The 24,985-nt window shown below is 68.0% G+C and carries 23 protein-coding genes; 15 read left to right on the top strand and 8 right to left on the bottom strand.

Annotated elements, in window-relative coordinates:
• Positions 1-36: 36 nt before the first annotated feature.
• Together ABGI63_RS19280 and glk are read right to left on the bottom strand one after the other, a co-directional pair.
• Positions 37-2,823, bottom strand: coding sequence for a TonB-dependent receptor (locus ABGI63_RS19280; RefSeq protein WP_349744025.1), 2,787 nt, complete (start codon positions 2,821-2,823; stop codon positions 37-39).
• Between the two features lie 301 nt (positions 2,824-3,124).
• Positions 3,125-4,105 (bottom strand): glucokinase, encoded by a 981-nt coding sequence (gene glk / locus ABGI63_RS19275; RefSeq protein ID WP_349744023.1) that lies wholly within the window; start codon positions 4,103-4,105, stop codon positions 3,125-3,127.
• Positions 4,106-4,596: 491 nt separating this feature from the next.
• Here glk and ABGI63_RS19270 point away from each other — a divergent pair, with 491 nt between their 5' ends.
• The gene (locus ABGI63_RS19270; protein WP_349744021.1) at positions 4,597-6,510 is read left to right on the top strand and encodes a glucokinase; all 1,914 of its coding nucleotides are present in this window, start codon (positions 4,597-4,599) and stop codon (positions 6,508-6,510) included.
• Between the two features lie 20 nt (positions 6,511-6,530).
• Here ABGI63_RS19270 and phnX read toward each other — a convergent pair whose 3' ends face one another.
• Genes phnX through ABGI63_RS19245 form a run of 5 tightly spaced genes read right to left on the bottom strand, consistent with a single transcriptional unit; the run spans position 6,531 to position 12,390 of the window.
• Positions 6,531-7,337, bottom strand: coding sequence for a phosphonoacetaldehyde hydrolase (gene phnX / locus ABGI63_RS19265; protein ID WP_349744020.1), 807 nt, complete (start codon positions 7,335-7,337; stop codon positions 6,531-6,533).
• Positions 7,338-7,362: 25 nt separating this feature from the next.
• On the bottom strand, positions 7,363-8,475 hold the full coding sequence (locus ABGI63_RS19260) for a TIGR03364 family FAD-dependent oxidoreductase (protein ID WP_349744018.1): 1,113 nt from the start codon (positions 8,473-8,475) through the stop codon (positions 7,363-7,365).
• 14 nt (positions 8,476-8,489) lie between these two features.
• Positions 8,490-10,202 (bottom strand): putative 2-aminoethylphosphonate ABC transporter permease subunit, encoded by a 1,713-nt coding sequence (locus ABGI63_RS19255; protein ID WP_349744017.1) that lies wholly within the window; start codon positions 10,200-10,202, stop codon positions 8,490-8,492.
• A 55-nt stretch (positions 10,203-10,257) separates the two neighbouring features.
• Positions 10,258-11,337 carry an ABC transporter ATP-binding protein gene (locus ABGI63_RS19250; RefSeq protein ID WP_349744016.1) on the bottom strand — a complete coding sequence of 360 codons (1,080 nt, stop codon included), beginning with the start codon at positions 11,335-11,337 and terminating at the stop codon, positions 10,258-10,260.
• Between the two features lie 12 nt (positions 11,338-11,349).
• Positions 11,350-12,390: a putative 2-aminoethylphosphonate ABC transporter substrate-binding protein gene (locus ABGI63_RS19245; protein WP_349744015.1), complete on the bottom strand. Its 1,041-nt coding sequence runs from the start codon at positions 12,388-12,390 to the stop codon at positions 11,350-11,352.
• A gap of 182 nt (positions 12,391-12,572) precedes the next feature.
• Here ABGI63_RS19245 and ABGI63_RS19240 point away from each other — a divergent pair, with 182 nt between their 5' ends.
• From ABGI63_RS19240 to ABGI63_RS19205, 8 genes are all read left to right on the top strand, one after another.
• Positions 12,573-13,442, top strand: coding sequence for a LysR substrate-binding domain-containing protein (locus ABGI63_RS19240; RefSeq protein ID WP_349744014.1), 870 nt, complete (start codon positions 12,573-12,575; stop codon positions 13,440-13,442).
• Positions 13,443-13,548: 106 nt separating this feature from the next.
• The gene (locus ABGI63_RS19235; RefSeq protein WP_349744013.1) at positions 13,549-14,121 is read left to right on the top strand and encodes a GGDEF domain-containing protein; all 573 of its coding nucleotides are present in this window, start codon (positions 13,549-13,551) and stop codon (positions 14,119-14,121) included.
• A 54-nt stretch (positions 14,122-14,175) separates the two neighbouring features.
• Entirely contained in the window at positions 14,176-15,309 is a 1,134-nt protein-coding gene (locus ABGI63_RS19230) for an MFS transporter (protein ID WP_349744011.1), read from the top strand.
• Between the two features lie 100 nt (positions 15,310-15,409).
• Positions 15,410-16,462 (top strand): SPFH domain-containing protein, encoded by a 1,053-nt coding sequence (locus ABGI63_RS19225; RefSeq protein ID WP_349744010.1) that lies wholly within the window; start codon positions 15,410-15,412, stop codon positions 16,460-16,462.
• A gap of 1 nt (position 16,463) precedes the next feature.
• Positions 16,464-18,107 carry a DUF4178 domain-containing protein gene (locus ABGI63_RS19220; RefSeq protein WP_349744008.1) on the top strand — a complete coding sequence of 548 codons (1,644 nt, stop codon included), beginning with the start codon at positions 16,464-16,466 and terminating at the stop codon, positions 18,105-18,107.
• A gap of 61 nt (positions 18,108-18,168) precedes the next feature.
• Positions 18,169-18,393, top strand: a complete 225-nt coding sequence (locus ABGI63_RS19215; protein WP_349744006.1) for a DUF350 domain-containing protein — start codon at positions 18,169-18,171, stop codon at positions 18,391-18,393.
• A gap of 356 nt (positions 18,394-18,749) precedes the next feature.
• Entirely contained in the window at positions 18,750-19,040 is a 291-nt protein-coding gene (locus ABGI63_RS19210) for a hypothetical protein (RefSeq protein WP_349744005.1), read from the top strand.
• A gap of 89 nt (positions 19,041-19,129) precedes the next feature.
• Positions 19,130-19,399 carry a hypothetical protein gene (locus ABGI63_RS19205; RefSeq protein ID WP_349744003.1) on the top strand — a complete coding sequence of 90 codons (270 nt, stop codon included), beginning with the start codon at positions 19,130-19,132 and terminating at the stop codon, positions 19,397-19,399.
• Positions 19,400-19,409: 10 nt separating this feature from the next.
• On the opposite strand, the gene ABGI63_RS19200 is transcribed toward ABGI63_RS19205, so the two are convergent.
• Positions 19,410-20,069, bottom strand: a complete 660-nt coding sequence (locus tag ABGI63_RS19200) for a nitroreductase family protein (protein ID WP_349744001.1) — start codon at positions 20,067-20,069, stop codon at positions 19,410-19,412.
• Positions 20,070-20,223: 154 nt separating this feature from the next.
• On the opposite strand from ABGI63_RS19200, the gene ABGI63_RS19195 reads away from it, so the two are divergent.
• The 6 genes from ABGI63_RS19195 to ABGI63_RS19170 all read left to right on the top strand — a co-directional run bounded on the left by ABGI63_RS19195 (position 20,224) and on the right by ABGI63_RS19170 (position 24,984).
• A complete protein-coding gene (locus tag ABGI63_RS19195) occupies positions 20,224-20,595 on the top strand; it encodes a VOC family protein (RefSeq protein ID WP_137942315.1) in 372 nt (123 codons plus the stop codon).
• Positions 20,596-20,698: 103 nt separating this feature from the next.
• Complete coding sequence (locus ABGI63_RS19190) at positions 20,699-21,163, top strand: GFA family protein (protein WP_349743998.1); 465 nt, start codon at positions 20,699-20,701, stop codon at positions 21,161-21,163.
• A gap of 11 nt (positions 21,164-21,174) precedes the next feature.
• Positions 21,175-21,873, top strand: coding sequence for a penicillin-insensitive murein endopeptidase (locus ABGI63_RS19185; RefSeq protein WP_349743997.1), 699 nt, complete (start codon positions 21,175-21,177; stop codon positions 21,871-21,873).
• A 102-nt stretch (positions 21,874-21,975) separates the two neighbouring features.
• The gene (locus ABGI63_RS19180; RefSeq protein ID WP_349743996.1) at positions 21,976-22,383 is read left to right on the top strand and encodes a PA2779 family protein; all 408 of its coding nucleotides are present in this window, start codon (positions 21,976-21,978) and stop codon (positions 22,381-22,383) included.
• A gap of 65 nt (positions 22,384-22,448) precedes the next feature.
• Entirely contained in the window at positions 22,449-23,366 is a 918-nt protein-coding gene (locus ABGI63_RS19175; protein WP_349743994.1) for a PA2778 family cysteine peptidase, read from the top strand.
• Positions 23,367-23,406: 40 nt separating this feature from the next.
• On the top strand, positions 23,407-24,984 hold the full coding sequence (locus ABGI63_RS19170) for a polyamine aminopropyltransferase (RefSeq protein WP_349743992.1): 1,578 nt from the start codon (positions 23,407-23,409) through the stop codon (positions 24,982-24,984).
• Position 24,985: the final 1 nt, after the last annotated feature.

Here is a 24,985-nt window from a genome sequence, read left to right as displayed (position 1 = left end):
GGAGAGCGTCCGGGGCCGGAAGGCTTTGACAGCCGATCAGAACTTGTAGTTCGCACCGACCAGATAGGTACGGCCCCACTTCATGTACTCCAACGGACGGTCCTTGCTGGCCGCATAGGTGCGGTAGGCATCGTCGCCCAGGTTGTTGACCTGGAACAGCAGGCCCAGGCCCTTGAACGCGCCCTGGTTGAAGTTGTAGCCCAGCTGCAGGTCGACGATGCTCTCGCCCACCACATAGCGCAGCGTGCGGCTGCCGTTGAAGTTGCCGATCTCGCCGATGAAGTCGGAACGCTTGCGCTGGCTGATGCGGGCCTCGAAACCGTCGCGCTCGTAGTAGGCGGTCAGGTTGTAGACGCGCTTGGACAGGCCCGGCAGGCTGATCGGATCATTGCCCACGCTCTTGACGACATCGGGGTCAATGTCCTTGATACGGATATTGCTGCTGGTGAAGCTGGCGCTGGCGACCAGACCGAAGCCATTGAGCATCGGGCTGACCAGGTTCAGCGGCAGCGAGGCCGACAGCTCCACGCCCTTGAGCTTGCCGCCGCTGCCGTTGAACGGCGCGGTGTAGGTGCCCGTATCCAGAGCCGGCGGGCAGGCCTGGTTGCCGGCGCCGCAGTTGGTCGGCGGCAGGTAGCCGGCGACGAACTTCGAGAAGTCGTAGTTGTCGCGCCCCTGGGTGTAGATATAGCTGCGCAGATCCTTGTAGAAACCGGCGGCCGCGACATAGGCCTTGGAGCCGAAGTATTTCTCGTAGGACACGTCCAGCGCATTGGCACGCCAGGGGTCCAGCTGCGAGTTGCCGCCGCTGGCCCCGGGCTTGCCATTGGCCTTGTCGATGCCGAAGTCCAGCGCCGAGCGCAGCTGGTCGACACGCGGCCGTGCCATCTGGCGGGCCAGCGCGAAACGCAGCGTCTGGTCATTGCCCAGCGAGAAAGCCAGGTTCAGGCTGGGCAGGAAGTCGGTCACGGTCTTGCCCTCGGTGACCGGCTTGACCTGGCTGCCGACCGGTGCGGTGCCGTCGAAGTAATTGGCCGTCGACTGCTGCTCGACGCGCACCATCTGCAGACCGAAGTTGCCGCGCACCGGCAGGCCGAACATCGTGCTGTCGACATTGGCACGGGCAAAGGCGGTCGTGGTCTTCTCCTCCACATCCCAGGCCTTGGCGATCAGATAGCCTTCGGTGTCGGTCGGGTTGAAGGTCATGTAGCGACCGACCGCGCCGGGCACATTCCAGGCCGGGATCATGCCCAGACCGGCAAAGCCGAGATCGACCGGGCGGTATTGCAGATCGGCCGCCACCGTGGTGTCGCCCTGCGCGCCCACATTGATATTGCCCTCGGGCTGGCGCTTCTTCTTGGAGCGGTCGGCGTAGTTCAGGCCCACGTCGATGTCAGCCACCAAGCCCGACAGCATCGTCGGCGCCGGGAAGTTGCCGGTCAGCTTGAAGCCGCTGAGTTCATCCTCGACGCGGGGCACCTTGCCGTAGCCGGAGCCGTAGATCGTGCCGCGCAGGAAGAGCTTGGCCGGGTCCGAGTAGTCCAGCTGCGGCACCATGGTCGAGAAGTTCGAGCTCGCGAAGTTCAGCTTGATCGTGTCGAAGGGCACGCCGCCGACCGGGCTCAGCTGGGCATTGTTCTCCAGGCTCAGCTCGTTGCGCTTGGCCTTCGAGTAGTTGAGGTCGGCCACCACGCTGACGCCGTTGTCGAACTGGAACTTATTGTTCCAGCCCAGCGCCGAGATCTTGTCATCACGCTTGTTGTACATGCCCCGCACCAGCGGGTAGACATTGGTGATGGTGCCGCCGGTATGCGTGCCGTTGCCGTTGACCGTCGCATCGGTCCAGGTGCAGGCCGGGTTGCAGGGGAAGTTGCCGTTGTACTGCAGGTTCAGCTCGAACTGGTTGGCCGTGTCGACCTGCTTGGCCTCGGCAGCGAAGGCGTCGACGACGCTGGTCCAGTGCTTGGACGGGCGGAACTCCACGGTGGCCATCACGCCGTCGCGCGTGGTCTTGCCGGTGCGGCGCAGCGCCTTGATGCCGTCCATCACATAGCTGCCGGCGGCCACACCGGGGCGGCCCTCGACCTTCCAGGGCTCGTACAGGCCGACCTGCTCTTCCTGCACCGGGGTTTCCTGGTGCGCGTAGCCGATGGCCAGGCCTATGGTCTTGTCGGCGAACTGGTCGATATAGCTGGCGCTGAAGCGGTTGCCGGTGGCCTTGGCATTGGCCGCAGCCCCCAGGGAGCTGCGCTGGCCGCGCGCGTTCAGCGCGACCACACGGCTGCCGAAGTTCAACGGCCGCACCGTCTGCATGTCCAGCGTGCCCGACAGGCCCTGGCCGACCAGACCGGCATCGGGCGTCTTGTAGACCGTCACGCCGCTGAGCAGCTCGGAGGGGTACTGGTCGAACTCGACGCTGCGGTTGTCGCCGGTGCTGACCAGCTCGCGGCCATTGAGCAATGTGGTGGCGAAGTCGGGCGACAGGCCGCGCACGCTGATCACCTGGGCACGACCGGCCACGCGCTGGGCTGAGAGGCCCGGCAGGCGGGCGATCGACTCGGCGATGCTGCTGTCGGGCAGCTTGCCGATGTCCTCGGCCGAGACCGATTCGACGATGGAGTCCGAGTTCTTCTTGACCGAGATCGCGGCCTCGATGCCGCGGCGGATGCCGGTCACCGTGACGGTGTCCAAGGTGGTCTGGGCGGCCTGCTGGGCCTGCGCCACCGTGGCCACCATCAGCAGCACGGTGCAGGCACCGGCCACCGGACTGAGTCTCCACAAAGCGCCGGGCGTGGCGCCGGCCTGGTTCACAGCATTCGTCATCTTTGTCTCCTAAACGATGTCATCGACGCAACACAAACGGTGGGCCGGTCCACCCAGGCCTGCCCGGATTCCTGCGCTTTTTTTCTTGTTCCGGAATCTCGCTACAGCCTTGTTTGTACCAAAACTAGATTTTTCACAACACAGCCGAAAACCCTTAATGAAATCAGAATTTTGGCTTTTTCCCTATGAAACAAGCCACCACCAAGACCTCACGGCGGTGTTGTTCCGGGCGCTAAACGCCATTCATGTAGCTCAACTACATTGTAAAAACACAACACCGAAGCCAGACAACAACAACCCGTCAGGCCTGCTCGATCGCCAGCGCCGCCCCACCCAGCGCGGCCAACGTGTCGGTGATCAAGGCGGTCGGAATGCCTTCCAGATAGGAACGGAAGCGCCCCTTGGACTCGAAGCGCTCCCGAAAGCGCGAAGCAAAGAAGCGCTCGCCCAGGCGCGGCACGATGCCGCCGCCGATATAGACACCACCACGCGCCCCCAGGGTCAGCGCCACATTGCCGGCAAAGCTGCCCAGCAGGGCACAGAAGGCATCGAGCGTGCAGGCACTGAGCGCATCGGCGCCGCCCACCCCCGCCTCGACAATCGCCTCGGTGCTTATAGGCACCGACACCGGCTGGCCCAGCACCGCCGCCACCGCCCCATGCAGCACCGGCAAACCGATGCCGGACAGCAAGCGCTCGGCGGACACGTGGGCATGGTCGCGCCGCACCCGCGCCAGCAACTCGCTCTCGAACTCATCGGCCGGTGCCAGCGTCGCGTGCCCCCCCTCGCCCGGCAGCGCCAGCCAGCCCTGCGCGGTCTGCACCACCCCGGCCACACCCAGGCCGGTGCCGGGGCCGATGACGGCCAAGGTGCCGCTGGGCCGCGGCAACACCCCGCCATGCGCGCGCAGCTGCGCCGCGTCCAGGCGCGGCAGCGACAGCGCCAGCGCCTCGAAGTCATTGAGCATCAGCAAGACATCCAGCCCCAGATCCGCCTGCACCGCCGCGCGCGAAAAGCTCCAGTGGCTGTTGGTCAGCTCCACCCGGTCACCGGCCACCGCGGTGGCGACCGCGAACGCGGCCCGCCGCGGCGCCCGGTAGGCCGCACCCAGATCGCGCTGCAGCCCGACCAGATAAGCCCGCGCCGCCTCCGCCGGCCCGGCATGGGCCGGCACCGGCAGCGTGCGCACCTGCGTCACCGCCGAGCCGCCAGCCGCCACCCAACCAAAACGCGCATTGGTGCCGCCGATGTCGGCCACCAAATAGGGCGCCGCCGCCGTCATGAGCACACCCCCGGCACAGCAGGACACAGGGACGGGCGCGACAGGACAGACCACAAGAGGGGCCGCAAGGAATCAGGAAGTTGGCAATGCACGATGGTCTCAGGCTTGCTGGCCACCCTCCACCCGCTTCAAACCAGGAGGAAGGCCGCCGATGCTGTTGGCTCTACTGGAGTGCAAGGTAACAAAACTACATTCACACCACAAGAGCAAGAACCCATAAATCCATACTTCCCTATGAAAATCGAGCAAATCAGCATTCAGACCCACCGATTCATCGTTAAAAGACACTCGAAAATATGTAGCTTAGCTACAAACACACAAGCAGGACCGGTCGTGTCAGCGCCGCAGCGCCGACCCCGCTGTGCGCGCTTTGCCGGGGGTGAGATGGGGGCGGACGGCCCCATAATCGCGCGCACCCGCCCCGTGCATCCGGACACGCCGGCGACCGCCATTCAGCCGTCCTGCCCATCACCTTCTCCCCGCCTATCGCCATGGTTCCCTTCGACAGTCCCCGGCTGATCGCCGACATCGGTGGCACCTATGCCCGCTTCGCGCTGGAAACCGCCCAGGGCCAGTTCGAGCACATCGCCTCGCTGCGCTGCGCCGACCACGCCGACTTCCATGCCGCCGTCAGCGCCTATCTGGTGACCCTGCCGGCGCTGAAGATCGAGCATGCGGGCGTCGCGATCGCCAACCCGGTCGAGGGCGACCTGGTCAGGATGACCAACTACCACTGGCAGTTCTCGATCGAGGAGATGCGCCAGCGCCTGGGGCTGGACACCCTGGTGGTCGTCAACGACTTCACCGCGCTGGCCATGGCCCTGCCGCGCCTGTCCGGCCGCGACCTGCGCCAGATCGGCGGCGGCGAGGCCAATAAGCAGAGCGTCGTCGGCCTGCTCGGCTCGGGCTCGGGCCTGGGGGTCTCGGGCCTGATCCCGGCCGGCGAGGGCTGGGTGGCGCTGGGCACCGAGGGCGGCCACACCAGTTTCTCGCCGCGCAACGAGCGCGAGATCGCGCTCTTGCGCTTCGCCTGGCGAGAGTTCGAGCATGTGTCCTTCGAGCGCCTGCTGTCGGGCCCGGGCCTGGCGCTGATGTACCGCGCGATGGCCGACTATGCCGGCCGCCCGGCCGAGGACCTGCAGGCGCCCGAGATCACGCAGCGGGCGCTGGACGCCAGCGACCCGGTCTGCGTCGAGACGCTGGCGCTGTTCTGCGCGCTGCTGGGCACGGCCGCGGCCAATCTGGCGGTGACGCTGGGCGCCCTGGGCGGCATCTATATCGGCGGCGGCATCGTGCCCCGGCTGGGCGAGTATTTCGACCGCTCGGCCTTCCGCCAGCGCTTCGAGGACAAGGGCCGCTTCTCGGCCTATGTGGCGGCGATCCCGACCTATGTGATCACCGCCGAGCACGCCACCTTCATCGGTGCCTCGGCGATCCTGGACGCCCAGCTGCGCACGCTGAAGACCGCACCGGGCGCGGCCATCCTGAACCAGATCCGGCGCGCGCGCGAGCAGCTCTCGCCGGCCGAGCTGCGCGTGGCCGAGCATGTGCTGGCCCATCCGCGCGATGCGCTGAACGCGCCGATCGCCGAGATCGCCCGTGCCGCCAATGTCAGCCAGCCCACCGTGATCCGCTTCTGCCGCTCGCTGGGCTGCGAGGGCCTGTCCGACTTCAAGCTGCGCCTGGCCTCCGGCCTGACCGGCACCGTGCCGGTGACCCATACCCAGGTCACCCATGACGACTCGATGGTGGAGCTGGGTGCCAAGGTGCTGGGCAATACCGCCTCGGCCATCCTGCAGGTGCGCAGCGCGCTGAACCGCGAGATGATCGACCGCGCGATCGAGCTGCTGCTGCACGCCGACCGCATCGAGTTCTATGCCGTCGGCCACTACGGTGTCGTGGCCCAGGACGCGCAGTTCAAATTCCTGCGCTTCGGCGTGCCGAGCAGCGCCTACACCGACCCGCGCCTGCAGTCGCTGGCCGCCAATGTGCTGGGGCCCCGCGATGTGGCCGTCATCATCAGCGCCAGCGGCAAGCTGCCGGAGCTGGCGGCGGTGGCCGACAAGGCGCGCGAACGCGGCGCCGCTGTGGTCGCGATCACGGCCAGCCAGTCACCACTGGCCCGCAAGGCCGATGCGACGCTGATCGTCGACCATGTCGAGGATGTCTCCACCCATCTGCCCATGGTCAGCCGCATCCTGCATCTGCTGGTCATCGACATCCTGGCCGTCGGCGTCGCGATGCGCCGCAACCCCGAAGGCCTGGGCCAGCTGCCGGGCAAGGCCCGCGAGGAGCTGGACGAGGATGTGCTCAGCAGCACCCCACCCAAGCGCGGCGCCAGCGTGGCCGCGCCGGGTGTCAGCCTGGCGACGCCGCTGGCCCGGCTGACCTCACACAGCCGCTGAGCGGCCGATTCACCCCGGCCTCAGTCGGGCCGCTCGCCGGCAGCCAAGCGGCGCTCGATGTCTTCGATGACCGGCGGCAGCTGGGCCACGCTGTCGATCACATAGTGGGCGCCGCCGGCGCGCAGCTCGGCCGTGGCCCGCTCGCGCAGGCGCTGCTGCTCCTCGGCCGGCAGGGCCAGCCACTGCGCCTCGCTGAGGCCCAGGGTGTTGCCGCTGACGGCCAGGCCCACCACCCAGGCGCCGATCGCGCGGCCCTCCTGCAGGCCCGGCACCGTGTCATCCACCTTCACGACCGCAGCCGGCGGCCAGACCTGCAGGTCCGACAGCGTCCGCACCATCATCAGCGGGCCAGGTCTTGCGCTGTCCATATCGCCGGCGCAGACCAGGTTGTCGGGCACATAGCCCTGGGCCGCGGCCAGCGGCAGCACCACCTCCATGATGGGGCGGTTGTAGCCGGTGGTCGAGCCTATCTTCAGGCCGCGCTCGCGCAGGTCCTGCACCACCTCCAGCGCGCCGGGAATCAGCGCCGCATGGTTGAGCACGCTCTGCGCATTCATCGGCGTGAATTCCTCGTAGAGCGCGTCGCAGTCGGCGTCGGAGAACGATCGGCCATGCTGGCGCAGCCATTCGGCCGCGATGCGCGGCGCCGTGCCCAGCGCATGGATATGGTCCCATTTGGCCAGGCCCATGGGCACCCGGGCCTCGTCAATGCTGATCGCGACGCCGTGGCGGGCGAACAGCTCGACGAAAGCGCCCATCGGCGCGAGGCTGCCATGGTCGATGATGGTGCCGGCCCAGTCGAACACGAGCGCTTGAAGTTGAGTCATCGCAAATCCTTGTATGTTTCTTTGCTCACCAGGCGGCGAACACCTCTTCGGCCAGGCCGAAGGCGGTGCTGGCCCCGGTGCCGCTGGTGACGGTGACCGCGCGGGTGGCGGCGTCGGGTGCCAGCACCAGGCAGGGCTCGCGGCTCGACGAGGGATAGGTGCCGACCCAGCGTTCGGTCACCGTGGCCTCGCTCAGGCGCAGCGCCGCGCGCAGATGGCGCAGGATCAGCGCGTCGACCTCCTCCAGCGCAAAGGGCGGCAGCACCGGCCCGTAGTGGTGCGAGTCGCCCACCACCAGCGAGCCATCGGCGCTTTGCACGACGATCAGATGGATGCCGTGCGCAAGGCTGGCGCCCTCCTCCGCCTGCAGCCGCTCGCGCAGCGCCTGGGCCTCGGGCAGGGCCGCATAGCCCTCGTAGCGCACCAGGCTCAGATCGCCCATCACCGAGCCTTCCAGCCGGAAGCCGGCCTGCGGCCGCACGCGCAGCATCTGCAGCTGGCACAGGCGCAGCTCATGGGGCTGCCACAGCGGTGCGAACAGGCCGTTGAGCTCGGCGCCGCCACAGACGATGACGCGCTCGGCGCGGTAGACGCCGCGCGAGGTCTGCACCTCGGGCGTGGCCACCGACAGCACCGCCTCACCGAAGCGGAACTGCACGCCATGAGTCTCGGCCAGCCAGGCCGCCAGCCGCGGGATCGCGCTGCGCGACTCGACCCGCAGCTCATGCGGGCTGTAGAGCACCGCCTGCAGGTCCTCGGTCCGCAGGCCGGCAAAGCGCGCGGCCGCGGCGGACGGACTCAGCAGCTCGCAGCCCTGGGCCATCTCGGTGGCCATGAAGGCCTCCAGCACCGAGCGCGCCTCGGGCCGCTGCGCCGCCAGCCACAGGCCGCGGTGCACGACATCGATGCCGGCCTGCGGCGCCAGCTCGGCCCAGACCTCGCGCGAGCGCCGCGCCCGCGTCCAGCTGGCACCGGCCTGCTGGCCGGTCACGGTGACGAAACCGAAGTTGCGGATCGACGCGCCTATGCAGGCCGCATCGCGCTCCAGCACCATCACCTTGAGCCCGCGCCGGGCCGCCTCATACGCATGGGCCAGGCCGACGATGCCCGCACCCACCACCAACACATCCACAGTCATTGCTTCTCAGTCTTTCATGCAGCGCGCCAGCGCTGCGTCTTTTGAATCAGCAGCCGCTCCAGGCCCGCCAGCAGGAGGCGGCCGCTCGCGGCGCTGAGGAAGATCAGGCAGGCCATTGCGGCCGCCGGGGCGATATCGCCGGCATCGTCCATCGCCAGCACGGCCACCGAGGCCAGCGTGGTGGCGGGCGAATAGAGGAAGACGACGGCCGAGACCGTGGTCAGCGCGTTCACGAAGAAGTAGCCGGCCACCTGGATCAGGGTCGGCAGCAGCACCGGCAGGTGCACGCGCCACAAGGTCTTCCAGAAGGGCACGCCCAGCGACTCGGCCACCAGCTCGTACTCGCGGTCGAGCTGGCGCAAGGCGGTCAGCTGCGTGATGTGGGCGACCGAGAAGAAATGCGCCACCGTGCACAGCACCAGGATGGCCATGCCGCCGTAGATGAAGTGCAAAGGGTTCCAGGCGGCGTTGAAGAACAGGATATAGCCCAGGCCCAGCGCCAGACCCGGCACCGCCATCGGCAGGCTGGCGACCGCATTGAGCAGGCCGCGTGCGGCGGCAAAGCGGCGCGGCTTCTCGACCAGATAGGCGGACAGAAAGCTCAGGCCCGCGCCCAGCACCGCGGTCGCGCAGGCCAGCTTGATCGAGTTGCCGTAGCTGGCCCAGCCGCCGCCGTCCATCAGGTCGAAGTTGTAATTGGCCAGGGTGGGCTGCAGCTTGTAGGGCCAATAGGTCGCCAGCGAGGCGAACAGCGCCACGCCCATCACCAGCACGAGCGCGCCGGCGATCAGGCCGCAATACAGCAGCAGCGCGCGGTCCAGCGGCTTGCAGGGGCTAGGCCGGTAAGGCACCGCGCGCACGCTCAAGGCGGCCGACTGGCGCGCGCGCAGGCGCTGCTCGACCCAGAAGGCCAGCCCGGCCGGCAAGAGCAGCAGCAAAGCCACGACCGCCCCCATCTGCAGCTGCTGCTGGCCGATCACCTGCTTGTAGATGTCGGTGGCCAGCACCTGGGTGTTGCCGCCGATGACCTTGGGCACGCCGAAATCGGTGATCACCAGCACGAACACCACCACATAGGAGATCAGCAGGCCGTAGCGGCTGGCCGGCAGGGTCACGGTGCGGAAGATGCGCCAGCGGCTCGCGCCCAGGCTGGCGGCGGCCTCGTACAGCCGCGCGTCGCCACTGGCCAGCGCGGTGCACAGGATCAGCAGCGCATGCGGGAAGGTCCACAGCACCGAGCCGGCGATGATGCCGAAAGGCCCATAGGCCGGGCCCAGGCCCAGCACGGCGAGCCAGTCCTTCAGCAGGCCCTGGTTGCCGAACAGATAGATCAGGCTGATGGCCATCAAGAGCGAAGGCGCCAGCAACGGCACCAGCGCGATCGCGCGCAGCAGGCCCCGGCCCGGCATGCAGCTGTGCATCAGTGCGAAGGCATAGCCGTAGGCCAGGGTCACGCAGATCGCGGCGCTGGCGGCCGACAGCCACAGGCTGTTGCCCAGCGAGGCCAGCACATTCGGGCCGCGCGCATAGGCGATGAAATTGGCCAGGCCGACGAAAGCCCCGTCGGCGCCATAGAAACTCAGCAGCAGCAGGGCCGCCACCGGCAGCGCCACCGCCACGGCCAGCACGATCAGCGCCAGGCCCAGCAGGCCGCCGAGCGCGCGGGCCTCGCCCTGCTGCGCGACCGCCTTCGGCAGCAGCAGGGGCTCTGACAATACAACGCTCATTGGGAATCCTCCGTGCTGCGCACTACGGAATTCGCCTTGGGAACGGCCCGGCGGCTCATGCCGCCACCCGCATCGACAGCGGCGTGTCCAGCGCACTGACCGCCTCGGGCGGCAGCTCCACCCACAGCGGGCCCTCGTTCAACCAGGCCGGCAGCTGGGCATCGCCCTCGGTGGCCAGCTGCAGCTCCAGCTGCGCATCCAGCGCCTCGCAGCGCAGGCGCAGCAGGCTGCAATGGCCCAGGAACATGGCCTCGACCAGGCTGACCGGCAGGCGGTTGGTCCCGGCCTGGCCATGCAGTCGCAGGCACTCGGGCCGCAGGCCCAAGAGCACCGGGCTGCCGGTCTTGTAGCGGGCGAAGCTGGTGCTGGCGCAGGCCAGCTCGGCCGTGCCGACACGGGCCCGGCCGGCACCGGTCACCAGGCCCGGCAGCAGATTCATCTTGCCGACAAAGCCGGCCACGAAGGGCGTGGCCGGCGCCGCATAGAGCTGCTGCGGGCTGCCCTGCTGCTCGATCTGGCCCTGGTGCATCACGACGACGCGGTCGGCCATCGACAGCGCCTCGTCCTGGTCATGCGTGACCATGATGGTGGTGATGCCCAGGCGCTGCTGCAGGCGCCGGATCTCGGCGCGCAGGCCCTGGCGCACCTGGGCATCCAGGGCCGACAGCGGCTCGTCCAGCAGCAGCAGCGGCGGCCGCGGCGCCAGCGCGCGCGCCAGCGCGACCCGCTGCTGCTGGCCGCCGCTGAGCTGGGCCGGGAATTTGTTCGCCTTGTCGGCCAGGCCCACCAGCTCCAGCAGCTCGGCAACGCGGGCCGCGCGCTCGCCGCGCGTGGCCTGCTGCAGGCCATAGGCGACGTTGTCGGCCAAGCTCAGATTGGGAAACAAGGCGTAGGACTGGAACACCACGCCGAAGCGCCGCTGCGCGGCCGGCCAAGCCGTGATGTCCTGGCCGTTCAGCACAATGCTGCCGCTGTCCGCCGCCTCGATGCCGCAGATCAGGCGCAGCAAGGTGGTCTTGCCGCAGCCCGAGGGGCCGAGCAGGCTGATGAACTCGCCGGCGGCGACATCCAGGGCTATGCCGCGCAGCACCGGCTGCGTGCCATAGCGTTTGTTCAGGTGGCGCAGCGACAGCATGGCGGTTCCTACTTACTTCTTCTCGGCCTTGGCCTCGTAGCGGCGCGCCCACTCCGTCAGGATGCGCTCGCGGTTGGCGGCGGCCCAGCCGAAATCGTTCTTGGCCAGCAGCTGCTCCAGATTGGCCGGCACATGCTCCATCTTCTGCTGCGCCTCGGGCAGGGCCAGGATCGCGAAGTTCGCGCCATAGAGCTCGTTGGCCTTGCGGGTCACGGCCCAGTCGGCCAGGGCCTTGGCGGCCTCGGGCTTCTTGCTGGTCTTCAGGATGGCGGTGGCCTCCAGATCCCAGCCCAGGCCCTCCTTCGGGAACACGATGTCGATCGGCGCGCCGTCCTTCTTGGTCTTGTTGGCGCGGTACTCGAAGGACAGGCCCACCGGGAACTCGCCGGCGCCGGCCTGGCGGCAGGGCTTGGAGCCGCTGTGGGTGTAGACGCCGATGTTCTGGTGCAGCGCGTCCATGAAGGCCCAGCCCTTGTCCTCGCCCATCATCTGCAGCCAGGCAGACACCATCAGATAGCCGGTGCCGCTGGAGGCGGGGTGCGGCATCGTCACCGTGCCCTTGTAGGCCGGCTGGGTCAGGTCGGCCCAGGAAGCCGGCTTGGGCAGCTTGCGCTTGTCGGCCTCGACGGTGTTGAAGCAGACGGCCGAGGACCACAGGTCCATGCCCACCCAGGTCGGCTGGGCGCGCGGGTCGCGCATATTGGCGCGCACCTTCTCCAGGCCCTTGGGCGCATAGCCTTGCAGCATGCCTTCCTTGTCCAGCAGCATCAGCGAGGTGGCGGCCAGGCCCCAGATCACATCGGCCTGCGGATTGGCCTTCTCGGCCAGCAGGCGGGCGGTGACGATGCCGGTGCTGTCGCGCACGAACTTCAGCTCGATCGCCGGGTGGTCCTGCTCGAAGGCCTGCTTGTAGGCCTTGATCTGGTCGGCCTCCAGCGCCGAGTACACCAGCAGCTCGGTCTTGCCCTGGGCCTGGGCCACGCCGGCGGCCAGCAGGGTCGACAAGGCGGCCAGGCTCAGCAGGCCGGCACGACGGGTGAGGGAGTTTTTCATAGCGTTCCTGGGGTGCGAGGAAGGAGTGGGGGAAGCAATGGAGCGCACTCTAGATTTCAAATATGTAAAGAACATGTCATACGAGCCAAGCGCGGCAAAGCCCGCATTGGCGGATTTGCGTCGCGGCTCTGACGCGGGTTCGACATCAATTCGTCATCAAGGGCGACTACCCTCGCCCGTCCATGCTCACCGCCCAACTGAAGGCCTTTTTCACCGTCGCCCGGCTCGGCAGCGTCACGCTGGCCAGCCGACAGCTGGGCATCAGCCAACCCACGGTCACGACCCAGATCCGCGCGCTCGAGGAGCACTACGGGTTGGAGCTGTTCCGCCGCAACTCCGGCCGCCTGACCATCAGCGATGCCGGCGTCGAGCTGCTGCCCATGGTCGAAGGCCTGCTGCAGCAGGAGAGCCAGATCGAGTTCGCGCTGCGCAACCAGGCCGAGTTGCGCCAGGGCAGCCTGCGCATCGGCGCCACCGCGCCCTACTACATGCTGGACCTGGTGCAGCGCTTCCAGAGCCGCTACCCGGGCATCGAGCTGAGCCTGCACATCGGCAACTCGCGCCAGATGGTGGATGCGCTGCGCGAGTACCGCGTCGATCTGGCGGCCTCCTCCCATCCGGTGCGCGACGCCCGCCTGCTGTGCTGGAAGCTCGGCGAAGATCCGCTGGTGCTGGTGCTGCGCAGCGACCATGCGCTGGCGCGCCAGACCGAGGTCAGCGCGCAAGACCTGGCCCCCTGCCGGCTGCTGCTGCGCGAGGGCGGCTCGATGACACGCCAGCTCGGCGAGGAGATGCTGCAGCTGGCCGGCGTGCGGCCGGCCCAGGTGATGGAGATCGGCAGCCGCGAGGCGCTGCGCGAGGCCATCGTGCGCGGCATGGGTGTCAGCCTGGTGGCCCGCCACGAGGTGCCCCACCATCCCGAGCTGCGCGTGCTGCCGCTGCGCGGCGAAGCGCCCATGGTGGCCGAGTACCTCTATGTGCTGAAGGAACGCCGCCAGATGCGGCTGATCGAGGCCTTTTTGTCGACCGCCGATCTGCCGCCGCGGCTGTGAGGCCGCGCACCACAGCGGGGCGAGCCGCGCCGCCCCCAGGGTAATGGAGCATGCCGCAGGCCCGCAGCGCTCACTAGCATGGTGCATCGCCACCCCGGAGCACCTGATGACTGTTGTACATGCCGATCTGCGGGCCCTGCCCGGTGTGCTGGATCGCAAGGCGCTGATGCAGGCGCTGGAGTCCTCGGCCCAGGCCTCGCGGGCCTCGGGCCATTCGCTGGCCGTGCTGACCCTGGATATCGATCACTTCAAGAGCTACCAGGATGAGCAGGGCCAGGCCAGCGCCGAACAGGTGCTGACCCAGCTGGCCATGCTCTTGCAGCAGCTGCAGCCCGCCGGCGCCGGCCTGGCCTATCTGGGCGCCGACGAGTTCGTGCTGATACTGCCCGACACCGACATCGCCGCCGCCGCCGCGCTGGCCGAGAAGCTGCGCGAGCGCATCGCCAGCGCGCTGGGCCAGCTGGGCGGCCAGCCGCCGCTGAGCGCCACCATCGGCGTGGCCGCCAGCCCGCCCAAGCAGGACTGGAACGCCAGCACCCTGCTGGCGCTGGCCGATTCGCGCATGACCTTCGCGAAGCGGCGCCTGCTGCCGCATCACAACCTAGTCTGGGCCGGCACCATTCCCTCGGACTGGTGCCTGCGCCTGGAAGTGGAACCGGGGGTCTGGCCCAGCCTTTGAAGCGTGCGAGCTGTGGACAGTGGCACTCGCCGGCTTGCCTAGAATCAAGCCGCGATGCGTCCCCTGCCCCTGATCATCATCCTGCTGGTTCTGAACCATGTCGCCTTCAACGGCAGCCGCATCGCGGTGGCGCTGTTCGCGATCAAGCAGGGCGCGTCGACGCTGACGGTCGGCACGCTGATGGCCATGTATGCGCTGCTGCCGGCGCTGACCTCGGTGGCGGCCGGGCGCTGGATCGACCGTTCGGGCATCACCCGGCCGATGCTGATCGGCACCATAGGCGTGGGCCTGGGCACCTTGCTGCCCTTTCTCGTGCCCCAGCTCGCCACGCTCTATCTGACCAGCGTGCTGGTGGGCCTGTCCTTCATGCTGCTCAATGTCTCGGTCTACCACGCGGTGGGCGAGATGAGCGCGCCCGAGGAACGCACGGTCAACTTCAGCTATGTGGCGCTGGGCTTCTCGACCTCGACCTTTGTCGCACCGATGCTGACCGGCATCTCGATCGACGCGCTGGGCTATCGCGCCTGCTTCCTGATCCTGGCGCTGTTCACGGTGCTGCCGCTGCTGGCCCTGTGGGGCCGGCTGCTGCCCGAGATCACGCTGCGCGAGAAGCATGACCTGAGCCCGCCCGGGCCGGTGTTCGATCTGCTGCGCGAGCCGGAGCTGCGCCGCCTCTTCATCGCGATGGCCATCCTGACCGTGGGCTGGGACATCTACAACTTCGCGATCCCCGTCTACGGCGCGCAGATCGGCCTGACGCCCTCGCAGATCGGCATCGTGATGGGCGCCTTCGCGGCCGCCACCTTCGCGGTGCGCCTGGCCATGCCCTTCATCGTCAACCGCGTCCAGCCCTGGCCGCTGCTGGTGGCCTCGCTGCTGGTGGCCGGCCTGGCCTATCTGGCCGTGCCCTTCACCGACAGCGTCGGCGTGCTGATGGCCATCACCTTTCTGCTGGGTCTGGGCCTGGGCGCGCCGCAACCGATGGTGCTGACCCTGCTGCACCAATCGGCGCCCGAGGGCCGGGCCGCCGAGGCCCTGGGCCTGCGCACCACGCTGATCAACACCAGCCAGACCGTGATGCCCCTGGTGTTCGGCGCGATGGGCGCGGCGCTGGGCATTGCGCCGCTGTTCTGGGGCATGGCGGCGGCGATGCTGGGCGGCAGCCTGTTCTCGCGCCGCAAGCACTGAGTCCCGCCCTCTTCCCCCGCAGGTGGGGCAGACGCCTGCCTGGCGCTGGTGGATACTCTCGGCGCGGGCACGGTGCCCGTTCGTTATGGGGAGCACGACCATGGGCCTGATGGATTTCATCAAGAAGCAGTTCATCGACATCCTGCAATGGACCGAGGATGACGAAACCACGCTGGCCTGGCGCTTTCCGATGGCCGAGATGGAAATCCAGTACGGCGCCTCGCTGACGGTGCGCGAGTCGCAGATGGCCGTCTTCGTCAACGAGGGCAAGGTGGCCGATGTGTTCGGCCCCGGCATGTACAAGCTCAGCACCCAGACCCTGCCGGTGCTGACCTATCTGAAGAACTGGGACAAGCTGTTCGAGTCGCCGTTCAAGAGCGATGTCTATTTCTTCAGCACCCGCCAGCGCATCGACCGGCGCTGGGGCACGACCCAGCCGGTCACGATACGCGACAAGGACTTCGGCGCGGTGCGGCTGCGCGCCTTCGGCAACTATGCCTACCGCATCGCCGATCCCAAGCTGTTCCACACCGAGATCTCGGGCACGCGCGAGCGCTACACGGTCGAGGACCTGGACGGCCAGCTGCGCGGCCTGATGCTGCAGCACATCAGCGATGCGGTGGCGCAAAGCGGCATCCCCTTCCTGGACCTGGCGGCCAACCAGATCGAGTTCGCCAAGGCCTTGATGGAGGCCACCGCGCCCTCGTTCAGCGCGCTGGGCCTGAAGCTGGAGAGCGTGACCCTGCAGAACGTCTCCCTGCCCGAGGAGCTGCAGAAGATCCTGGACCAGAAGATAGGCATGGGCATGATAGGCCAGAACATGGGCCAATTCATGCAGTACCAGGCCGCGCAATCGCTGCCCAAGATGGCCGAGGGCGCCGCCTCGGGTGGCGGCGGCGGTGTGGCCGGCGACGCGATGGGTCTGGGGGCAGGTCTTGCGATGGGCCAGGTGCTGGCCCAGCAGCTGAGCCAGGGCCTGGCCGGTGCCGGTGCGCCGGCAGCAGCAGCAGCAGCAGCAGCAAGCGCCCCCGTGCAGAGCGCCGACGAGATCATGGCCCTGCTGGAAAAGCTCGGCGATCTGAAGGCCAAGGGCATCTTGACCGACGAAGAGTTCGCCGCGAAGAAGGCCGAGCTGCTGAAGAAGCTCGGCTGAATTGGCCTCTTCAGGCACACCCCAACGCCGCTGGCAGGCGGCCTGCCCCAATTGCGGCGCGCCGGTCGAGTTCGCCAGCGCCGCCTCGGCCAGCGCGGTCTGCGGCTTTTGCCGCAGCACCCTGCTCCGCGAGGGCGAGAGCCTGCGCAAGATCGGCGCGAGCGCCGAGCTGTTCGACGACCATTCGCCGCTGCAGCTGGGGGCGGCCGGCCGTTATGCCGGCGCCGCCTTCAGCCTCGTCGGCCGGCTTCAGCTGAGCTATGCCGAGGGCAGCTGGAACGAGTGGCATGCGCTGTTCGACAACCAGCGCAGCGCTTGGCTGTCCGAAGACAACGGCAGCTATGTACTGGGCTTCGAGGCACCGCCGCCCGAGGGCCTGCCGCAGGCCCATGAGCTGGTGCTGGGCGCGCAAGTGCTGCTGGCTGGCCAGGCCTGGACCGTCGGTGCGCTGACCCTGGCGCGCCAGGCCGCTGCCCAGGGCGAGCTGCCGCATGCGCCACTGGCCGATGCGCAGCGCCAGTTCCTGGTGGCCGAGCTGCGTAACAGCGCCGATGAGGTGGCCAGCCTGGAGTTCAGCGGGCCGCCCGATGCGCCACCGAGCTGGTCGCTGGGCCGGCCGGTGCGGCTGGCCGAATTGGCGATGAGCGGGCTGCGCGAGGACGCGCAGGGCGAGGCCATCAGCAGCAAGACCCTCATCGGCAAGACCTGCGAATGCCCCAGCTGCGGCGCCGCGCTGGCGCCCAAGCTCGACAGCAGCCAGAGCATCGTCTGCTCGCAATGCCACGCGGTGGTCGACATCTCCAAGGGCCTGGGGCAAGACCTGGCCCACTATGCCCAGCAGGCCAACACACTGGAGCCGCTGATCCCGCTGGGCCGCAGCGGCACGCTGGCGCTTGCCGCCGGCGGCCCGGCGCTGCCCTGGCAGGTGGTCGGCTATCTGGAGCGCTGCGACCTGCCCGCGGCGGACAGCGAGGACGAGCAGAGCTTCTGGCGCGAATACCTGCTCTACAACCGCAGCGAGGGCTTTGCCTTTCTGGTCGACACCAACGAGGGCTGGAGCCTGGTGCGGCCGCTGACCGGCGCGCCCAAGGGCAGCGGCAGCAACACGGTCGAGTGGCAGGGCCGGCGCTTCAAGGCCTTGTACGAGGGCGAGTCCTATGCGGCCCAGATCAGCTATGTGCTGGGCGAGTTCTACTGGCAGCTGCGGCGCGGCGAGCGCGCCCAGGTCACCGATTACGAGTGGAGGGGCGAAGGCCGGGTCGAGCTGCTGTCGCGCGAGCAGACCGGCAGCAAGGGAAGCACCCAGGAGATCAGCTGGAGCCATGGCCGCAAGCTCGATGCCGCCGAGGTCGCCCGTGCCTTCAAGCTGGCGATCAGCACCGCCGCGTTGACCCGCGACGCGGCGCCCACCAGCGGCCACGGCCTGGTGTTCAAGATCCTGCTGACCCTGTTCATCCTCTTCATCCTGGTGATGCTGATGCGCGGCTGCAGCCAGGACGATTGCCAGAGCTACAAGCAGAGCTTTGGCGAGGCCAGCAACGAATACCGCGAATGCCAGCGCCGTGCCAGCAGCGGCAGCGGCGTGCGCCTGGGCACCGGCGGCGGATCCTACGGCGGCTACAGCGGCGGGGGCGGCCACAAATAGGCCGGCAAGACCTTCCCCCGCCCACCACTTACCAGTCAATGAAACGACAAGGAGAACGGCAATGACGGAACTCGAATGGCTCAAACCGGCGGTGCTGCTGGGCTCGGTGCTCTACGCGGTGATCGGCGTGCTGGTGTTCTGGGTCAGCTTTGTCATCGTCGACAAGCTGACCCCCTACAAGCTCTGGGAAGAAATCGTCGAACACAAGAACCTCGCCCTCGCCATCGTGATCGGCGCCAAGTGCATCGCGATCGGGATGATTGTGGCGGCGGCGATCAAGGGGTGAGGATGGCAGGAAGATGGATCGCTCGGCTCGCTCGTTTGCGGCGAAAACGACCGGTCTTGAGGTCGCACGTTGATCCTTCTGCTTTGCCAAGCCACGCCGATTGGCCCGACTTGATTGATTAGCCCGGGGACAAGTACGACGGAAAACTGGTCTGGTTTGGTGGCAAGCAGGTCACCTCCAACATCAGCGAGTCCTAGCAAACCAATGCACCAGCGGTGTTACCCAGAAATGGCACCAAACGCTCACTTGAATAACGGAGTCACAAATCGGCAACGTAAGGCCTTGAGCTCTAAGTTGCCCCGTCACATTCAAGACCTGCCCTCTGGACCTGCCTGGACCAACGACAGAAGTACCGCATGTCATCGTTTCTCAAGCCTTCCTGCCCTCATTGCAATCAAGTTGTGGCAATTTTTAGCAAGGGCTGGCAGGACCAGCGTGCATCTACGAAGAAGACCTGCCCTTCATGCCATGCCGCTGTGAAATTGACTTTCGCCGGCAAGGCTTTTGGCGCTTGGTTTCTTCCAATTTTGGTGCTGACATTCGTGGCGTTCTACCTAGGGGCGGATCAAGTCGGAGCCTGCTTGTTTGCGTCGGCATTCATTGCTCCCTTGCTGGCGAGTCTTCAGCTTGAGAAAGATGCGGCCTGACAAGGCAGTATCACTTGGCCAAAGTAGTGCGCAGCGCGCCAGTGAGTCAGGTGCCCTCCATTGCAAATCGCAGCCAATCTCGACAGCCCATGCAAATCGCTGCCGCCCTTGTGATCTACGCCCTGGCCCTGGCAGCGCTGGCGCTGATCAACCGGCGTGAGTTCAGACGCCGCTCGGCCAAGGGCCAGCGCTATGCGGCCCTGCCCATCGGCTACAAGCTCGCCTGCTGGCTGGGTGTTGTTCCGCTGCTGGTCGCGGCCGTGCTGCTGCACCCGGCCCTGCTGATTCCGGCCTGGCTTGGCTTTGCCTTGCTGGAGATGGCCTGCGTGCGCTGGTACAAAAAGGCCGGCCTGCTCTAGCACCAGCCCCTCACAGCCAGCTGCTGATCTGCGCCAGCGGCTTCTTGATGCCGCCATGTACCGGCACCTCGCAGCCCGGCTTCGGATGGCCGACCACCAGCAGGATGACAGGCTTCTCGGACTCGGGCCGGTCGCAGAGCTTGCTCAAGAAACCCATCGGGCTGGGCGTGTGGGTCAGCGTGACCAGGCCGGCCTCGTGCAGGGCGGCGATCAGGAAGCCGGTGGCGATGCCCACCGACTCGGGCACGTAGTAGTGGCTGAAGCGCTCGCCCTGTGCGTCGATGCCGTACTTCTGCACAAAGATTGCGATCAGCAGCGGGGCCTCGTCCAGAAAGGGCTTGTTGGCATCGGTGCCCAGCGGCGCCAGCGCGCGCAGCCACTCCTCGGGCGCACGGCCGTTGTAGAACGTGCGCTCCTCTTCTTCGGCGGCTTCGCGGATCTGCGATTTGCGCTGGGGATCGGTGATGACGACGAAATGCCAGGGCTGCTGGTTCGCGCCGGAGGGCGCCGTGCCGGCGGCCAGCAGGCACTGCTCAATCACGGCCCGGTCGACCGGCCGTCTATCGAAGTCGCGCACGGTGCGGCGGCGCAGCAGGTTCTCGTAGCTGGCGCGAGCGCGCTCCAGCATGGTGTGGGCGGGCAGTTCGCGGTAGCCCGTCAAGGGCTCCATGACCGGGGCAGGCATTGTGTGCATGGCGGTGCGGCTGGAAGGAATATGCGGTGGGGCGAGCATAGCGAGAGCGGCTCGTTCGTCAATCGGGGCATATTGCCGACCAGCGGCGTGGCAAGATGCCCCACCGTCTGAAGCCCAGGAGCATCAAACCATGGAACTCGGTGCCTTCTCCATCAGTCTCGCGGTCAAGAACATCGAGGCCTCGCGCGCCTTCTACGAGAAGCTGGGCTTCAAGACCTGGGGCGGCGACGCGGCCCAGAACTGGCTGATCCTGAAGAACGGCGAGCATGTGATCGGCCTGTTCCAGGGCATGTTCGAGCGCAATATGCTGACCTTCAACCCCGGCTGGACCCAGCACGCCGACCCGCTACCGAGCTTCAGCGATGTGCGCGAGCTGCAGCGCCAGCTGAAGGCCCAGGGCCTGGTGCTGCAGAGCGAGGCCGACGAGGCCGGCAGCGGCCCGGCCAGCTTTGTCGTGATCGACCCGGACGGCAATCCGGTGCTGGTGGATCAGCATGTCTGAGGCCGGCCTTGTTCGCACTGCGCATCACCGGGCGGGGGCGGCGGCCCTAGCAACGCGCTGCTGACGTATAAGCCGCGTGTTTCCCATGCAGCTGCGACCCGCAATGAGCCCTCTCCCCCCCGATATCCGTCTGAGCTGCCATTGCGGCAGCATCGAGCTGACACTGAGCGGCAGCCCAGCGGCACGCGCCTACTGTCATTGCGGCGCCTGCCGCGACTTCTATGGCCTGCCGGTGCTGGCCGCCACGGCTTGGCCACCCGAGGCCGTCAGCGTCACGCGGGGCGCGCCGGCCCTGGGTGAGTACAAGCACCCGGAGCGGCAGATGCGGCGCTTCTTCTGCCAGGCCTGTGGCGAGACCCTGTTCGGCAGCAACCGGCTGGACATGCGCGTGATCCGCAACAGCCTGCTCGCCCGCGCCCATGGCGGCGAGCTGCCAGCGGCGCTGCGGCCGCAGTTCCATCTGTTCTATGCCTCTCGCGAACTCGATGTCGACGACGCGCTCCCCAAGTATCTGGAAGGCTGGGACGGCCCGCTGTTCACCGGCGGCAGCGCAGCGCAAGCGGCCTGACGCGCGGATCGATGCTGCCCCGCCGGCCCCTCCTGGCCTTATTCTGCCTCGCGCTGAGCGGCCTGCCTGCCCATGCCGCCCACGCCGCCGAGAGCCGCTGCTATGGCACGGTCGCGAAGGGCCGCCTCGAAGGCGGCGTCAAGCTGCCCACCGGCGGTGCCAATTTCTCGGCCTATAGCGAACTGGCGGCCGCAGCGGGCCGGACCTATGTGCATGCGAAGGTGGCCGACGTGATCGTCGCCTCCTATGCGGCGCTGCAGGCCCGCACACCCGGCGTCCATTACGTCTACGGGGAGACCGGCTGGGCCGCCGGCGGCTCGTTCAAGCCGCACCGCACCCACCAGAACGGCCTGTCGGTCGACTTCTTCGTGCCGGTGCGCGATGCCCAGGGCCGCTCGGTGCCCCTGCCCACCGCCGCGCTGACACGCTTCGGCTACGACCTGGAGTTCGACGCCGAGGCCCGGCATGGCGAGCACCGCATCGATTTCCCGGCCCTGGCCGAGCATCTGTACACGCTGCACCGTGCCGCCCGGGCGCAGGGCGTGGGCATCGCCCGGGTGATCCTCGACACCACCTACCTGCCGGCCCTGTTCGCGACGCCGCGCGGTCCCTATCTGCGCCAGCATCTGCCCTTCATGAAGAGCAAGCCCTGGGTGCGCCATGACGAGCACTATCACGTCGATTTCGCGCTCGCCTGCCGGCCGGGCTGAATCGCTGGACACGCCACGCGGATCAAGGTCACAAGCTGTAAATCGGCGCAGAATCGGGGCTGCGCCACGCCTACACTGCGCGCTCACCTGAGGTCCAACACCATGAAGACATCGATGCGCCGCCTGATCGCTTCCACGCTGATCGTTTCCTGCTCGCTGATGAGCCTGTCCGCGCAGGCCGTCATCGTGCCGACCGAGGCCTTGCTGCCAGCCGAAGCGGCCGCCGGCACCGCGCTGTCGGCCGAAGCCGCGCGCGCCCGCGTCGGCGACTTCCTGGCCCGCGACGATGTGCGCCAGGCGCTGATGGGCCAGGGCGTCGATGCCGAGGCCGCCCAGGCCCGCGTCGCCGCGCTGTCGGACACCGAGGTTGCCGAACTGGCCGGCCGCATCGACAGCGCCCCGGCCGGCGGCGAGGTGCTGGGCCTGCTGTTCACCGTCTTCGTGATCCTGCTGGTGACCGACATCCTGGGCCTGACCAAGGTCTTCCCCTTCACCCGTTCGGTCCGATGATCCGGGGCCTCGGCCCACGCCCATCCAGCCCCGCTCTCGCGGGGTTTTGTTTTCTTGCAGCCCTGTTGCTGCTGCTGGGCGGCTGCGCGACGCCGCCCCAGGCTCAGCGCCTGAGCCAGCAGTGGCCCGCCAGTCTGCCGCCCCAGGCCCTGCTGAGCGAGCAGCCCTTCTTCGCGCAGGAGGACTATGAATGCGGCCCGGCCGCGCTGGCCATGCTGCTGCAGGCCGCCGGCGTGCCGGCCACGCCCGAGCAGCTGCTGCCCCAGGTCTATCTGCCCGGCCGCCAGGGTTCGCTGCAGCAGGAACTGCTGGCCGCCAGCCGGCGCCACGGCCTGCTCAGCGTCCGGCTGGCGCCGAGCCTGGAAACCCTGCTGCAGGAGGTGGCCGCCGGCCATCCGGTGCTGGTGTTCCAGAACCTCTCGCTGCCCGTCTATCCGGTCTGGCATTACGCGGTGCTGATCGGCTTCGACCGCGAACGCGGCCTGCTGACCCTGCACTCGGGCCGCACGGCCAGGCTGCAGATGTCGATCGCGACCTTCGAGCGCACCTGGGCCCGCGGCGGCCATTGGGCCATGCTGGCCCTGCCACCGGCCCGGCTGCCGGCCACCGCCCAGGCCGAGACCACGGCCGGCGCGATCGCGGCGCTGGAGCGCGTCGATCCCCGTGCCGCCGCCCAGGCCTACGCCGGTGCACTGCAGCGCTGGCCCACGCAGCCGGCCCTGCTGCTGGGCGCCGGCAACAGCGCCTATGCCGGCGGCGATCTGGCGGGTGCGGCCTCGGCCTATAACCACGCAGTGCAGGTCCGGCCCGAGCTGGCCGATGCCTGGAACAATCTGGCCCAGGTGCTGCTGGAGCAGGGGCAGCATGAGCAGGCCCGCCAGGCGGTGGCACGGGCGGTGCAGCTGGGTGGCGCGCGCCTGCCGCTGTATCTGGAGCTGCAGCGCAAGCTAGGCCCGGCCGAGCCCGGAACCCGCATAGACTGAGCGCCGCTGCAATCGGCAGCCCTTCTCCGCTGCGCCCTCCATGCCTCTTACCGAACCGGCGCAAGCCGGCAACGCCGCCACGACCCGCATCTCGGTCGCCGAGCTGCTGCTGCTGGCCAGTGTCTTCGTCGTCGCCGCCTGCGGCCTGGTCTATGAGCTGGCGGCCGGCGCGCTGGCCAGCTATCTGCTGGGCGACTCGGTGCTGCAGTTCTCCACCATCATCGGCACCTATCTGTTCGCGATGGGCGTGGGCTCCTGGCTGAGCCGCTATGTCGAGCGCCAGCTGGTCGCGCAGTTCCTGAAGATCGAGCTGCTGGTGGGCGTGATCGGCGGGCTGATGCCGGCCGGGCTCTTCATCGTCCACAGCCTGCTGCCGCCGGCCGAGCTGGCCGCCTTCCGCACCCTGCTCTATGCGCTGGTGCTGCTGGTCGGAGCCCTGGTGGGGCTGGAGATCCCGCTGGTGATGCGCATCCTGAAGGACCAGTTCAGCCAGCGCTATGCGCTGCGCGACCTGGTCTCCCAGGTGCTGACCTTCGACTATCTGGGCGCGCTGCTGGTGGCCCTGGCCTTCCCGCTGGTGCTGGTGCCCCAGCTCGGGCTGATACGCACCGGCATCGCCTTCGGCCTGCTCAATGTGGCCGTGGCCGTGTGGGCGCTGTGGCTGTTTCGCGCCCAGCTGCGTGCGTTCAAGGCCCATGCGCTGGCCTGCGCGCTGGCGGTGCTGCTGCTGGTGGCCGCCCTGCTGGGCGCCGAGGGCCTGACCACCTGGGCCGAGGAGCGCTTCTACGGCGAGCACATCGTGCTGAAGGAGAGCAGCGACTACCAGCGCATCGTCGTGACCCAGGGCAATGCCGGCACCCGGCTGTTCCTGAACGGCAATCTGCAGTTCCACTCGCGCGACGAGTACCGCTACCACGAGGCCCTGGTGCATCCGGCGATGGCCGGCCACGGCGCGCCGAAGCGCGTGCTGGTGCTGGGCGGCGGCGACGGCATGGCGGTGCGCGAGGTGCTGCGCTACCCCTCGGTCGAGGCGGTCACCCTGGTCGAGCTCGACCCGCATATGACGCGGCTGTTCTCGACCCTGCCGCTGCTGCGCCGGCTCAATGGCGATGCGCTACAAAGCCCCAAGCTGAGCATCGTCAACACCGATGCCTTCGGCTGGCTGGAGCAGTCGCGCGAGCGCTTCGACGTCATCATCATCGACTTCCCCGACCCCAGCAATTTCGCGCTGGGCAAGCTCTACACCAGCAGCTTCTACCAGCTGGTGGACCAGCATCTGGCGGCCTCGGGCTATGCGGTGGTGCAGACCAGCTCGCCGCTGGTCGCGCGGCGCAGCTTCTGGACCGTAGCCAGCACCATAGAGTCGGCAGGCCTGGCCATCACGCCCTATCACGCCCATGTGCCCAGCTTCGGCGAATGGGGTTTCATCCTGGCCGGGCGACGGCCCTGGACCCCGCCGCGCGCGCTGCCCGAGGGCCTGCGCTTTCTCAGCGTCGAGGGGCTGCCCGCGCTGACCCAGTTCCCGCCCGATATGGCGCGGGTGCCGACCGAGGTCAACCGCCTGTCCAACCAGATCCTGGTGCATGAGTTCGAGCAGGAATGGGGACGGGTCCATTGAC

The sequence above is a fragment of the Roseateles cavernae genome, assembly GCF_040187885.1.
Taxonomy (GTDB): domain Bacteria; phylum Pseudomonadota; class Gammaproteobacteria; order Burkholderiales; family Burkholderiaceae_C; genus Roseateles_E; species Roseateles_E cavernae.
Note: the sequence above shows the minus strand (reverse complement) of the source record. Positions and strands in the feature narration are given on the sequence as shown.

Bases quoted from the DNA above. Each gene is read 5' to 3' on its own strand.
- ABGI63_RS19280 (WP_349744025.1), bottom strand. From the start codon at position 2,823: ATGACGAATGCTGTGAACCAGGCCGGCGCCACGCCCGGCGCTTTGTGG.
- glk (WP_349744023.1), bottom strand. From the start codon at position 4,105: ATGACGGCGGCGGCGCCCTATTTGGTGGCCGACATCGGCGGCACCAAT.
- ABGI63_RS19270 (WP_349744021.1), top strand. From the start codon at position 4,597: ATGGTTCCCTTCGACAGTCCCCGGCTGATCGCCGACATCGGTGGCACC.
- phnX (WP_349744020.1), bottom strand. From the start codon at position 7,337: ATGACTCAACTTCAAGCGCTCGTGTTCGACTGGGCCGGCACCATCATC.
- ABGI63_RS19260 (WP_349744018.1), bottom strand. From the start codon at position 8,475: ATGACTGTGGATGTGTTGGTGGTGGGTGCGGGCATCGTCGGCCTGGCC.
- ABGI63_RS19255 (WP_349744017.1), bottom strand. From the start codon at position 10,202: ATGAGCGTTGTATTGTCAGAGCCCCTGCTGCTGCCGAAGGCGGTCGCG.
- ABGI63_RS19250 (WP_349744016.1), bottom strand. From the start codon at position 11,337: ATGCTGTCGCTGCGCCACCTGAACAAACGCTATGGCACGCAGCCGGTG.
- ABGI63_RS19245 (WP_349744015.1), bottom strand. From the start codon at position 12,390: ATGAAAAACTCCCTCACCCGTCGTGCCGGCCTGCTGAGCCTGGCCGCC.
- ABGI63_RS19240 (WP_349744014.1), top strand. From the start codon at position 12,573: ATGCTCACCGCCCAACTGAAGGCCTTTTTCACCGTCGCCCGGCTCGGC.
- ABGI63_RS19235 (WP_349744013.1), top strand. From the start codon at position 13,549: ATGACTGTTGTACATGCCGATCTGCGGGCCCTGCCCGGTGTGCTGGAT.
- ABGI63_RS19230 (WP_349744011.1), top strand. From the start codon at position 14,176: ATGCGTCCCCTGCCCCTGATCATCATCCTGCTGGTTCTGAACCATGTC.
- ABGI63_RS19225 (WP_349744010.1), top strand. From the start codon at position 15,410: ATGGGCCTGATGGATTTCATCAAGAAGCAGTTCATCGACATCCTGCAA.
- ABGI63_RS19215 (WP_349744006.1), top strand. From the start codon at position 18,169: ATGACGGAACTCGAATGGCTCAAACCGGCGGTGCTGCTGGGCTCGGTG.
- ABGI63_RS19210 (WP_349744005.1), top strand. From the start codon at position 18,750: ATGTCATCGTTTCTCAAGCCTTCCTGCCCTCATTGCAATCAAGTTGTG.
- ABGI63_RS19205 (WP_349744003.1), top strand. From the start codon at position 19,130: ATGCAAATCGCTGCCGCCCTTGTGATCTACGCCCTGGCCCTGGCAGCG.
- ABGI63_RS19200 (WP_349744001.1), bottom strand. From the start codon at position 20,069: ATGGAGCCCTTGACGGGCTACCGCGAACTGCCCGCCCACACCATGCTG.
- ABGI63_RS19195 (WP_137942315.1), top strand. From the start codon at position 20,224: ATGGAACTCGGTGCCTTCTCCATCAGTCTCGCGGTCAAGAACATCGAG.
- ABGI63_RS19190 (WP_349743998.1), top strand. From the start codon at position 20,699: ATGAGCCCTCTCCCCCCCGATATCCGTCTGAGCTGCCATTGCGGCAGC.
- ABGI63_RS19185 (WP_349743997.1), top strand. From the start codon at position 21,175: ATGCTGCCCCGCCGGCCCCTCCTGGCCTTATTCTGCCTCGCGCTGAGC.
- ABGI63_RS19180 (WP_349743996.1), top strand. From the start codon at position 21,976: ATGAAGACATCGATGCGCCGCCTGATCGCTTCCACGCTGATCGTTTCC.
- ABGI63_RS19170 (WP_349743992.1), top strand. From the start codon at position 23,407: ATGCCTCTTACCGAACCGGCGCAAGCCGGCAACGCCGCCACGACCCGC.